This is a genomic window from Thermogemmatispora sp. (genome assembly GCF_042408735.1).
In the GTDB taxonomy this organism is placed as follows: domain Bacteria; phylum Chloroflexota; class Ktedonobacteria; order Ktedonobacterales; family Ktedonobacteraceae; genus Thermogemmatispora.
Map to the genome: position 1 here is coordinate 1 of NZ_JBHOQV010000087.1, position 10761 is coordinate 10761.

The window sequence follows — 10761 nt, forward strand, 5'->3', positions numbered from 1 at the left end:
CAAACGGCCCCTCGATCAGCCGCTGCATAAAGGCTTCAAACCGTGAGAGTGGATTCTGGCGCGTTTTCACCCTGGCTCACGCTCCCTTTATAGAATCTGCCGAACCTGCTCCACATCGGCGGCCATCTGCGCCTTCAAGGCCTCTATACTGTCAAAACGCTGCTCGTCGCGTAATCGGGCAATGAATTCCACAAGGATGCGCTTGCCGTAGAGATCAAGCTCGACATCCAACAGATAGGCCTCCACCAATGGGCGCTCGCTCGGAAAATTGGGACGAATCCCGACGTTTACCGCACTCTTATAGACGTGAGGAGACGAAAACACGTCACTCATGGCTGCCTCCTCCACCGCCACCCGCACCCGCGCCGCATAGATGCCATTGGCTGGCAGCAGCCGATACGGCTCGGGTACAATATTGGCCGTTGGGAAACCCAACAGCCTGCCACGATGGTCGCCGTGAACAACGAGGCCGCTCAAGAGCAGCGGATGCCCGAGTAGCTCGGCGGCCTCGGCTATCCGGCCTCCGCCGACCAGAGCGCGAATCTCTGTACTGCTCACGCGCACCCCGCGAATCTCCTCCAGCGGGAGCGCACGGACCACCAGCCCATGCTCTGCGCCATAGCGCTGCAGGAAGGCGATATTGCCCTCGCGATTGTGCCCCAGGCTGAAGTTTTCTCCCACCACCAGCCCTCTTACATCAAAGGTGGCGCGCAGCTCATCGAGAAACTGACGCGCCGGCATGGCCGCCACCTGCGGCGTAAAGCGGATCACGATCGAGTCCTCTATCCCTCCATAGCGCCGCGCCAGCGCCAGTTTCTCCTCCAGCGAGTTCAGGCACTGCAGCGGTACGTGAGGCCGCACCACCGCCAGCGTATGCGGTTCAAATGTCAATAGCACCGGCCTGCACCCCAGGCTCGCCGCCAAGGCTCTCAGCTCGTGGAGCAGGCGCTGATGCCCTCGATGAATGCCATCGAAGTTTCCGATGGTAATAGCGATTGGTTCCTGCGCAGTTACGGTGGTTTGATAATCCATAATGAGTAGTGGTGGCCCTTTACGTTCTGCTCAGTGTCGCACCCGCAGCGGGCGTTTTAATAGTATCACAGCTCTAGTGGTCAGGCAACAATGACGCGCTTTCTTAACCAGCCTGGGGGAATTGCCCGCCGTCGCCGTCCCGCTCAGGAGCTTCCTTCGGGCCTAAAGACCCGCGTCGGCTGCCAGAGACGCTTCTCTGGCACCCAGATGGCTAAGGCCCAGGTTCGCCCCTGCTCATCGCAGACGCGCGCCAGCGGTGCCCCTTCCCTCTCTCCTCGCTGTGGGCCGGCCTCGCCCGCGCCGCTCGCCAGAGCGGGACTCGCCGAGCGTGGTCCTGGCTCTGGGGCGCGGAAACTGTTCCCATGCAGCACACGCTGCAGGGTTTGCCTATCCAGCACGAGCGCCGGATAGTGCTGAAGCGCGATGTCTAGCGGCCAGAGATAGCGCTCAAGATCTCCCCTGGCCAGCGCTTCGGCCAGCTCTTCCAGCGTAACGCTCTCCTGCAGCTTTAACGGGCCGCTGCGCGTGCGCAGCAGGGCGCTCAGGTGGGCCCCGCAGCCGAGGCGCTGGCCAAGGTCGTGGGCCAGAGACCGGATGTAGGTTCCCTTGCTGCACTCGATCTCCAGCCGCAGCCGCGGCTTTTGCCAGTCAAGAAGGGCCAGGCGCTCAATCACGACCGGGCGGGCCTCGAGCTTGAGGCTCTCACCAGCACGCGCGCGACGATAGGCCGGCTCCCCCTGAAGCTTGACCGCCGAGTAGGCCGGGGGCACCTGCAGCTGTGGCCCGATGAAGCTGCGCAGCACACTCTCGATCTGCTCGCGCGAGAGATCGGGAACGGGCTGCGTGCTGACAATGTGCCCCTCGCGATCATAGGTGTCGGTCTCCACTCCCAGCATCACCTCAGCCTGATAGGCCTTACCGCTCTCGCTCAGGTAATCGGCGACGCGCGTGGCCAGACCGAGACAGACCGGCAAGACGCCGCTGGCCAGTGGGTCAAGCGTCCCTGCATGACCAACGCGCTTTTGTTGCAGAAGACGCCGCACACGTGCGACGACGTCGTGGGAGGTGAGACCTACGGGCTTGTTGATGTTGAGGATGCCGTCCATCGCTCCTCTTCCCGCTGTAGCTCAGCTTCAAGCCTGGCCACGACAAAGGGGATGGCCTGCTCCAGGGGCAGGTCGAGCATGGCTCCCGCGGCACGGGCATGGCCCCCGCCACGTCCCAGGCGCTGACAGATCTCCGCCGCGTTATAGGGAGCGGCGCAGCGCAGGCTCAGGCGCGTCGAGCCTGGCGTCCCGTAGTTTTTGAAGAAGGCGGCAATCTCCACCCCCTCAATATCTCGGAGCAGACCAGCCAGATTATCGTCCATCTCCGGCAAGGCCCCCGTCTCCGCCAGGGTGGCATCGCTGGCCCAGGACCAGATCAGCCGCCCATTGCAGGCCGTCTGCGCCTGCAGCAGAACCCTGGCCCGCAGGCGCTCCTGAGCCAGAGGACGGGTGCGGAAAACCGCCTGGGCGATCGGATCAGGCGAGGCCCCAGCCCGCATGAGCAGCGCGGCCACCTCCAGCGTCCGCGGGGTTGTGCTGGGAAACTGGAACGAGTTGGTATCGGTCATCAGGCCCGTCAGTAAGCAGAGAGCCGCTTCCGGTGGCAGCGGTAGCTGAGCCTGCTGCTGAAAGAGCACCAGCAGCTCTGCCGTGGCGGCAGCCGTTGGATCAATGATCGCCACCTGTCCGCAGCCGGCGCTGCTGAGATGGTGATCGATATTGAGAAGCGGCACTTGCTCCAGATAGGAGCGATGACGGGCGTAAAGGGCGCCGAAGCGCGGTAGCTCACCGGCATCGAGAGCGATGACCAGATCGAAGTCCTCAGCCCCCAGGTCCTGCTGAAAGCGCTCCTGGGCGGGAAGAAATGAGAAAAGGCGCGGGGGCGGGTCTGGGCAACAGGGAACCGCCACCTTGCCCAGAGCCCAGAGGATATGCGCCAGGCCCAGAGCGGAGCCGAGACAATCTCCATCGGGATGCTCGTGGGCCAAGAGGGCCACGCGCCGGGCCGGACGCAGCAAAGCCAGGGCAGCCTCCACCTGGTCCTTGGGCAGCTGAGCCGCCAGAGCCGTCGCAGATGCGCTCATTCAACCTCCGTCGAACCAGAGATTCGCTTTTGCTCTTCCTCGGCCCCTGGATGGACCTGAGCTTCAGTTTGAGAGTTTTGCTGCTCCTGTTGCTGTTGAGCGTGTTCCTGCTCGATCTGCTTAATCAGCTCCATGACCTGCGCTCCCTTCTCCAGCGAGAGATCGAGCTTGAAGACCAGCTCGGGGACGTGCCGCAGTACCAGCCGGCCCGCCAGCTCGTGACGGAGAAAGCCGGTGGCGCGCTTGAGGGCGGCCATCGTATTGCGGCGCTCCTCGTCGCTGCCCAGCACACTGACATAGACCTTGGCATGGGCCAGATCCGCGCTAACCTCTACCCGCGTGATGCTGACAAAGCCAATGCGCGGATCTTTCATGCGCGTGCGCAGCAGGTCGCTGAGTTCCTCAGCAATCAGCTCACCCAGCTTTTCCTGGCGATACAGGTTTGGCATGATCTTTCCCCTTCCTGGGCCTCAATCCTTTTCCTGCCTGAAGGCTTCAATGATATCGCCGACCTGCACACTGTTGAAGCCTTCAATGATCATACCACACTCATAGCCGGCGGCCACTTCACGCACATCATCTTTACCACGTCGCAAGGAGGCCACACGACTCTCGTGCACCTTCGCCCCGTTACGCAACACTCGCACCTGTGAAGCGCGGGTGACCTTGCCATCCGTGACCCGGCAGCCGGCGATGACGACGTTCTTGCCGCTGCGGAAGAGCTGCAGCACCTCGGCATGGCCCTCGATCACCTCGTGATAGGTCGGTTCCAGCAGCCCTTTCAGGGCGGCCTCGATGTCCTCGACGAGCTGATAGATGACATCATAGTAGCGGATTTCAACGCCCTCTTTCTGAGCCTGGCGCAGGGCGGCGTTATCGGCCTTGACATTGAAGCCGATAATGATGGCGCCGGACGCGGCAGCGAGGTGGACGTCGGTCTCGGAGATGTTGCCAACGCCCTCGTGGATCAGGCGAAGCTTGATTTTCTCCTCGCCCAGCTTGAGCAAGGCGTTCTTGATAGCCTCGACCGTCCCCTGGACATCGCACTTGAGGACGATATTCAGCTCTTTGGTCTTCCCCTCCTGCATCTGCATGTAGAGCGTGTCAAGGCTGACGTGACCCGGCAGGCTGCTCTCGGCGCGGCGCTGCTCGGCGATCTCCGCCGCGCGCTGCTTGGCTGTGCGCTCGTCGGGCACCACCTCGAGACGGTCGCCGGGCTGAGGGACCTCGGGCAGACCCAGAATGCTGACCGGCGTACTGGGCGGCGCTTTTTGGATGCGCTTGCCGCGGTCGTTGAACATCGCACGCACCTTGCCGGCCAGCGGCCCGACCACGATGTGGTCGCCCATCTTGAGGGTTCCCTCCTGGACGAGAATGGTGGCCATCGGACCGGTACTCTTCTCCAGCTTGGCCTCGATGACAACGCCTACCGCCGGACGGTTCGGATTGGCCCGCAGATCCTGCATTTCAGCCACGAGGAGAATCATTTCCAGCAGGTCATCGATGCCGGCGCCCGTGCGCGCCGAAATGGGCACGCAGACCGTGTCTCCGCCGTAGTCCTCGACGATAACCCCGATCTCGGCAAGCTGCTGCTTGACCAGATCAGGGTTGGCCGTCGGCTTGTCGATCTTATTAATGGCGATGATAATCGGGACGTTGGCGGCGCGAGCGTGATCAATGGCCTCGCGCGTCTGGGGCATTACGCCGTCATCGGCGGCCACCACGATCACAGCAATGTGGGTGACCTGCGCCCCCCGCGCGCGCATGGCGGTGAAGGCCTCATGGCCGGGCGTATCCAGAAAGGTGATCTTCTTCCCCTTGACCTCCACCTGATAGGCCCCAATGTGCTGAGTAATACCGCCAGCCTCCTCGGCGGCAACCCGGGTCTTGCGGATCATGTCGAGGAGGGTCGTTTTACCGTGGTCGACGTGGCCCATGATGGTAACGACCGGGGGAATGGGCACGGTGTTCTTGTCCTCGCGCGCCGCCTCCAGGACGGCGCTGGTCGGCAAGGCTCCCCGCTGCAGACTGGTACTGGTCGGCGAGATGACCTGCGGTGTCGGCTCAAAGCCCAGGTCGCGCGCCACCAGGGCGGCCTGCTCGTAGTCGACCACCTGGTTAATGCTGGCGAAGATGTGATGCTTGATCAGATGACGGATCGTATCGGTCGGCGTCGTATGCAGCAGCTCGGCCAGGTCCCGGACGACGATCTGGGGCGGAATGGCCACCGGACCGGTCGGGGGCTTCTCTTTGACGAGGCTGGAATGCCGCTCGTGGCCGCGCTGAGCCGATGAGGCAGGCCGCCCCCCAGCAGGACGCGGGCGCGTCGCGGGCCGCGAGGGCGAGGCCGGGGCATGGCCGCCGCCAGGGCCACCCGCATGCCCAGCGGGAGCCGGACCGGCATGACCTCCCCCTCGGGCGCTAGTCCCCCCTCCAGCCGTCCCACCAGTGAACGGTGCCCCGCCCGCCGTTCCTCGGGCCGGCCCTCCTCCTGGCGACGGCGTGGGCCGCTGGCCTTGAGGTCCCCCTCCAGGCCGCGGACCGCGCTGGCCATTCCCCGCAGATGGACGCGGGGCCTGCCCGGATCCCGCCCCCGCCCCACTCTGCGGCGATTGCTGGCCAGCGCCTCCAGCATGCTGATGCTGCTGATGTTGCTGATGTTGCTGATGCTGCGGCTGACTGCGCGCCGGGGAGGCACCCGCCGGCGGCGCGCTGCGGCGCTGGGAACCTTGAGCGCCTGGCTTGGTCGAACGTTCCTGACCGCCCTGTGTGGCGTTCTCAGTCTTCGGGCGAGTGCCGGGCCGGCTGCGCGTCGTCGCTGCCTTCGCCTGCTCGTTAGTATTCGTGGTTGACTCGGATGTATTTCTCATGAAGAAGACTCCCTTCTATCGCGAATGATGCGCCACAATTGGCGGTGGAGACCTCTCTTCACAGCCACAACAAAGGACTGTCACCTTCCCTTCCGACAAAGGCAGGCGCCATTCAGGTGAAGGGAGGAGACAGCCCTCGCTAATGCAGGCCAGGCATGTTTGTCTCAGTCTGCGCACTCTGGCGTAGTCGCTGCTATGGTTATCCTAGCATAGCCCTTGCTCCGCAAACATTGGCGCACCACGTCTGCCCTGTAGACGAGGGGCTGTGTCTCTGTAAAGAAGAGTCAAGATTGTGTGACACATACAACGATGACTACAAGGAAAGCGCTCACTCGCTCCCCGCTTCCCTCTTCTGGATAAGGTAACGAAGGATTCAGGAAGCCGCGAACTTTTCTTCAGTATAGCCTACTCGCTGGGCCCTTGCAACCCGCTACGGTTGAGCCTGTAGCCAATTTTCTCCCCGGCGGGGCCATCTCCCTCTGCGGATACAGGGACAGGCCGGCCGGGAAGAGCAGGAGGGTGCGGGCGATGGATGACCCTCCCTGAAGAAAAGACGGACGCGCGCCTGGCCAGACCTAGGTGGCCAGCGGCCTGGCCAGGCCGCTGGGAGGCTGCTCCTCACGCGGCAAGGTGGCCAGGTACTCTTCCAGGGCCGCCCGATCCTCGGCGGAGAGCGGCTGCTCAAACTCGTGCTCTAACAGGCAGCGCTCCCCAGCCTTCCTGACCTTGAGGGCCTTCTGCCAGCAGGAGTAGCGAGCACAGAGATAGGCCCCTCGCCCGGATTTCTTGCTGGTTGGGTCAAGCAGAATACGCCCCTCGGGCGTGCGCACAATGCGCAACAACTCCCGCTTTGGCCTGGTTTCACGGCAGGCAATACAGGTACGCAGCGGAACGTGCTTCTGGCGCCCTCCCTTAGCGGATTTGGCCATATGAGGTACTCCTGCCCTTTCTTCTCGATACGCTTCTCGCCAGGGCCAGTCTGCACGAACCGGCCCATCGCTGGCCGCCCAGGCGCCCCGGCGCTCCGTCCAGTAAAAGACAAGAGTCGCGCCACCCGCCGGAGAGAGGAGGGAAGAAGGCCAAGAGATGCCAACGGTCTACTCGTGGCGCTGGCTGGCAGACCGGCTGACCGGCGGGCTGCCCGGGCCCCGGAAGAGAGGCGGGCCAATGAGAGACCTGGTTCAGCAGACGAACGAACCAGCCAGCAACGAGAGGCGAACAAACAGGTCGACAGAGCGGGCGGCAGGCGGGCAAGCCGAAGCTCCGAGCGGCGGGCCTCCCGGCCGCCCACTAGCGATATTTCCCGCCGCGCGACGAGGCGGAACGCCTGCCGCCGTCATGGCGCCCACGCTCACGGCGGGCGCTGGCTGAGGAGATGGCTTCCTCTGCCGGTTCCTCGTAGACCTCGCCCTCGGCAGGCTTGACCACATCGACGCGCCAGCCGGTCAGCTTGGCAGCCAGCCGCGCATTCTGGCCATCCTTTCCAATGGCGAGCGAGAGCTGCTTCTCGGCCACCACCACCTGGGCAGTACGGTCGGCCTCGCGCAGCTCGACGCGCAGAGGCTTAACGGGACTGAGAGCATTCGCCACAAAGGTCGCCGGGTCGGGACTCCACAGGATAATGTCGATCTTCTCGTCGTTTAGCTCGCGCACAATATTGTTGATGCGCGAACCCCGCACCCCGACACAGGAACCAATGGGGTCCAGGCCCTCCTGGTGAGCAACCACCGCCACCTTGGTCCGACTGCCCGGCTCGCGGGCAATGGCTTTGATCTCGACCATGCCCTCATAGATCTCGGGAACCTCGGCCTCGAAGAGCCGCCGCACCAGGTCACGATGGGAGCGCGAGGCCACGATCTGCAGGAGCCGCCCCTGAACTCGGCGCACATCGACGATGTAGACGCGCAAACGCTGGCCAACCCGATAGTGCTCGCTGGGCACCTCCTCACTGAAAGGCATTAGCCCCTCGACCTTGTCGACGCGGTCGAGATCGAAGTCGAGCACCCAGCCACGCGCCGGATCCCGGCGCGTGAGCGTCCCCAGCCGGATCTCGCCAACCCACTCCTTGAGCTGCTCGTAAAGATGTTCATGCTCGGCCTCGCGAATGCGCTGCAGAATCACCTGCTTGGCCGTCTGGGTGGGAATACGCTCGAAGATATGCGATGAATCCACCTCGATCGTTTGCCCCAGGGCGGCCTTGGGCATGAGGCGCTGGGCCTCCGCCAGCGAGATTTCCTCGTTGGGATCTTTGACCTGGGCAACCACTCGCTTGGTGGTCCAGACGTGGACCTCGCCGTTCTTGTCCACCTCGATGCGCACGTTGTCCCCGCCCCCGAAGCTCTTGCGGTAGGCTGATAAGAGGGCATTGGCCACGGTCTCCATCACCACTTCGCGGGGCAATCCTTTCTCGGCAATCAACTGCGCAATAGCAGCCTGAAATTCACTTCTCATGATGCCTTCTCCCTCCCGCTCGCTGGTCGCCCAGTAGACACTTACTGCAAGTTGTTCGAGTGCAAAGAAAAAGTCCCGGGCAAGCAGAAAAGTGGGGAGTCCCCACTTTTCTCAAGGTTCCTCTATGTTCTATGGTATTATATCATGTCATCTTTTTCAACGCAAGGCAGGGCGAAGAGCTTGCGATTCGTTCCCCCTCCCCTTGATTTTTCTCTCGGAACAGACTATACTCTAAATAACCTATTTAGTGTATATTTGACACTTTCTGGCGGGCGAGCAGGCGGGCGCAACCCGCCACGAGGCCCAGACAGGTAAGCAGGCCAGGAAGGGGAGGCTGATCCTCTTCTTCCCTGGGTCGGATGTGCCTCGCGCTCGCTGTGTCGTCGCCTTTCGAGAGGCGGGCCGGCAGAAGCAAGCTGCTCATGCAGCTAGCGCCTCCGGCGCCCGCAAGCTGGGCGCTGCTGTCCCGCAGCACTGGTCTGGATGAGGGAGGCTACTGATGAGTGAACGCTCTCTGGCTCCAGCAAGCTTTGATCCACAGGATGCCTTCAGAGGTCCCTACGCCGCCCGCATCGCGGAGTTTAGCGAGGCCGGGCGCCGTGCGGGCCTGGCTCCCGCCAGCACGGACCGCGAGCGCATCGCGCTGGTGTTGGTTGACTATCAGCACGATTTTGTTGATCCCAGCGGGACGCTCTCCGTTCCCGGTTCCCAGGAGGATGTCGCGCGCCTGCTGACCTGGTTCTATTCTTACGCCGATCGCATCACGACCATTTATGCTTCGCTCGATACGCATTTGCCTTTCCAGATCTTCTATCCGACCTGGTGGCAGAATCCTCAGACGGGCGAGCACCCCGCCCCCTTTACCACTATCAGCGTTGAGGATGTCCAGGAGAGACGCTGGCTTCCTCGCTGGGAGGTCGAGTGGTCGCGCCAGTATGTGCAGACTCTGCGCCAACAGGCCCGCAAGGAGCTGATGATCTGGCCCTATCATACGATGCAGGGCACGCTGGGCCATATGCTGGTGGCCCCAATCAGTGAGGCTCTGGCCTGGCATAGCGCGGCCCGCCAGACGCAGCCGCACTACATTGTAAAGGGCCTGACGCCCCGCACGGAGTTCTACGGGATCTTCGGCGCCGAGGTGCCTGATCCCTCCGATCCCGCCAGCCAGCTCAATACTTCTTTGCTCGAAACAATTATGCAGCACGATCGCGTCTTCCTGGCCGGCGAGGCGAAGTCTCACTGCGTCCTGGAGAGCGGTCGCCAGCTTGTTCAGCACTTTAGCAAACGGCCCGATCTGCTGCAACGCCTCTACGTGCTGCGCGACTGCACTAGCTCTGTCCAGCACCCAACGATCGATTTCGATGCCCTGGCTGAGGAGGAGCTGGCTCGCTGGGAGCGGTTGGGGGTCCATCTGGTGCGCAGTAGCGACGGGCTGCCCGCGTGAGGAAAGCGCGCCCCGCTCTCTTGGCTCCTGCTCGCTGCGGCTAGGCATGACCAGGCCTGACTAGACCCCGGCCAGGCGCAGGCTAGTCGCGCCCACTCCCACGCTCTTGCGGACCAGGCTCCTTCTTCTCCCGATGCATCCGCAGGATCTTGATCATGTATTGCTCGGAGTTCAAATAGTAGGGATTGCGCCGGATGAATTTGCCTACGACGGAGATAGGATGAAGCTTGAGCATCTCCACTACGAGGCTGGGCAGCAATTTCCCGTAATCGTAATGCATCAGGGCTATGATGGGCCGGTTCTGAAAGGTGAAGACCGCGTCACAGAGAGCCTCGTATTTTAAGAGTTGCTCGGGCGTGGCCAGCTCGCCGGCCAGCCAGGTCATGTCGATCGAAATCCTCACCGCCTTCCAGCCGTCACGCAGCGCCTGAGTAATAAAGGTCTGGTGCGTGGATAATAAAAAATAAGGATCAAACCGCTTCCCGTTGGAGAGAAACGGCTCTCGCTCTGTGGAGAGGATGAGCTGCCCCCCGGCAATTAAGGCGTCTACGTCAAGCTGCAGCTTCTCCAGTTCTTCACGCAACTCCTGCACCTGCGCAGGCGCCGCCGCGAACAGGCACTTCTCCGATGCAACGATCCCCGCACGCAGCAGCCGGGCCGTGACCCCGGCGATCTCTGTCACTTTGCTGTAGAGCTGACAGATGTGCGAGCTGTATGGAATACGCTCTGACTTGCCATCAACACTCAGGTCCATGCCTATCTCCACACAATGCCGATTCTTAACCAGCTTGCCACCATTAAGCATATCACACCGGAGCGGGATTAGCACATAT

The 10761-nt window shown here is 62.6% G+C and carries 9 protein-coding genes; 1 reads left to right on the forward strand and 8 read right to left on the reverse strand.

The annotated features are described in order from the left end of the window. Window positions 1-87: 87 nt before the first annotated feature. The 7 genes from ACFMO7_RS06795 to nusA all read right to left on the reverse strand — a co-directional run bounded on the left by ACFMO7_RS06795 (window position 88) and on the right by nusA (window position 8484). Window positions 88-1032 (reverse strand): bifunctional riboflavin kinase/FAD synthetase, encoded by a 945-nt coding sequence (locus ACFMO7_RS06795; RefSeq protein ID WP_376794765.1) that lies wholly within the window; start codon window positions 1030-1032, stop codon window positions 88-90. Between the two features lie 143 nt (window positions 1033-1175). Next, entirely contained in the window at window positions 1176-2138 is a 963-nt protein-coding gene (gene truB, locus ACFMO7_RS06800; RefSeq protein WP_376794766.1) for a tRNA pseudouridine(55) synthase TruB, read from the reverse strand. Further along, window positions 2105-3163: a bifunctional oligoribonuclease/PAP phosphatase NrnA gene (locus ACFMO7_RS06805; RefSeq protein ID WP_376794767.1), complete on the reverse strand. Its 1059-nt coding sequence runs from the start codon at window positions 3161-3163 to the stop codon at window positions 2105-2107. The genes truB and ACFMO7_RS06805 overlap by 34 nt, the downstream gene beginning before the upstream one ends. After that, window positions 3160-3612: a 30S ribosome-binding factor RbfA gene (rbfA, locus tag ACFMO7_RS06810; protein ID WP_376794768.1), complete on the reverse strand. Its 453-nt coding sequence runs from the start codon at window positions 3610-3612 to the stop codon at window positions 3160-3162. Before rbfA ends, ACFMO7_RS06805 begins: the two co-directional genes overlap by 4 nt. A gap of 21 nt (window positions 3613-3633) precedes the next feature. Continuing rightward, window positions 3634-6033 carry a translation initiation factor IF-2 gene (gene infB, locus ACFMO7_RS06815; RefSeq protein ID WP_376794769.1) on the reverse strand — a complete coding sequence of 800 codons (2400 nt, stop codon included), beginning with the start codon at window positions 6031-6033 and terminating at the stop codon, window positions 3634-3636. 575 nt (window positions 6034-6608) lie between these two features. Then, the gene (gene rnpM, locus ACFMO7_RS06820) at window positions 6609-6962 is read right to left on the reverse strand and encodes an RNase P modulator RnpM (RefSeq protein ID WP_376794770.1); all 354 of its coding nucleotides are present in this window, start codon (window positions 6960-6962) and stop codon (window positions 6609-6611) included. A gap of 361 nt (window positions 6963-7323) precedes the next feature. Further along, the gene (gene nusA, locus ACFMO7_RS06825; protein WP_376794771.1) at window positions 7324-8484 is read right to left on the reverse strand and encodes a transcription termination factor NusA; all 1161 of its coding nucleotides are present in this window, start codon (window positions 8482-8484) and stop codon (window positions 7324-7326) included. A gap of 499 nt (window positions 8485-8983) precedes the next feature. On the opposite strand from nusA, the gene ACFMO7_RS06830 reads away from it, so the two are divergent. Next, a complete protein-coding gene (locus ACFMO7_RS06830; protein WP_376794772.1) occupies window positions 8984-9928 on the forward strand; it encodes a hypothetical protein in 945 nt (314 codons plus the stop codon). A gap of 82 nt (window positions 9929-10010) precedes the next feature. On the opposite strand, the gene ACFMO7_RS06835 is transcribed toward ACFMO7_RS06830, so the two are convergent. After that, on the reverse strand, window positions 10011-10761 hold a 751-nt coding region (locus tag ACFMO7_RS06835), incomplete at its 5' end, for an MEDS domain-containing protein (RefSeq protein WP_376794773.1).

What these genes read in the sequence shown, in the direction of transcription:
- ACFMO7_RS06795 (WP_376794765.1), bottom strand. Translation starts at nt 1,032, where the DNA reads ATGGATTATCAAACCACCGTAACTGCGCAGGAACCAATCGCTATTACC.
- truB (WP_376794766.1), bottom strand. Translation starts at nt 2,138, where the DNA reads ATGGACGGCATCCTCAACATCAACAAGCCCGTAGGTCTCACCTCCCAC.
- ACFMO7_RS06805 (WP_376794767.1), bottom strand. Translation starts at nt 3,163, where the DNA reads ATGAGCGCATCTGCGACGGCTCTGGCGGCTCAGCTGCCCAAGGACCAG.
- rbfA (WP_376794768.1), bottom strand. Translation starts at nt 3,612, where the DNA reads ATGCCAAACCTGTATCGCCAGGAAAAGCTGGGTGAGCTGATTGCTGAG.
- infB (WP_376794769.1), bottom strand. Translation starts at nt 6,033, where the DNA reads ATGAGAAATACATCCGAGTCAACCACGAATACTAACGAGCAGGCGAAG.
- rnpM (WP_376794770.1), bottom strand. Translation starts at nt 6,962, where the DNA reads ATGGCCAAATCCGCTAAGGGAGGGCGCCAGAAGCACGTTCCGCTGCGT.
- nusA (WP_376794771.1), bottom strand. Translation starts at nt 8,484, where the DNA reads ATGAGAAGTGAATTTCAGGCTGCTATTGCGCAGTTGATTGCCGAGAAA.
- ACFMO7_RS06830 (WP_376794772.1), top strand. Translation starts at nt 8,984, where the DNA reads ATGAGTGAACGCTCTCTGGCTCCAGCAAGCTTTGATCCACAGGATGCC.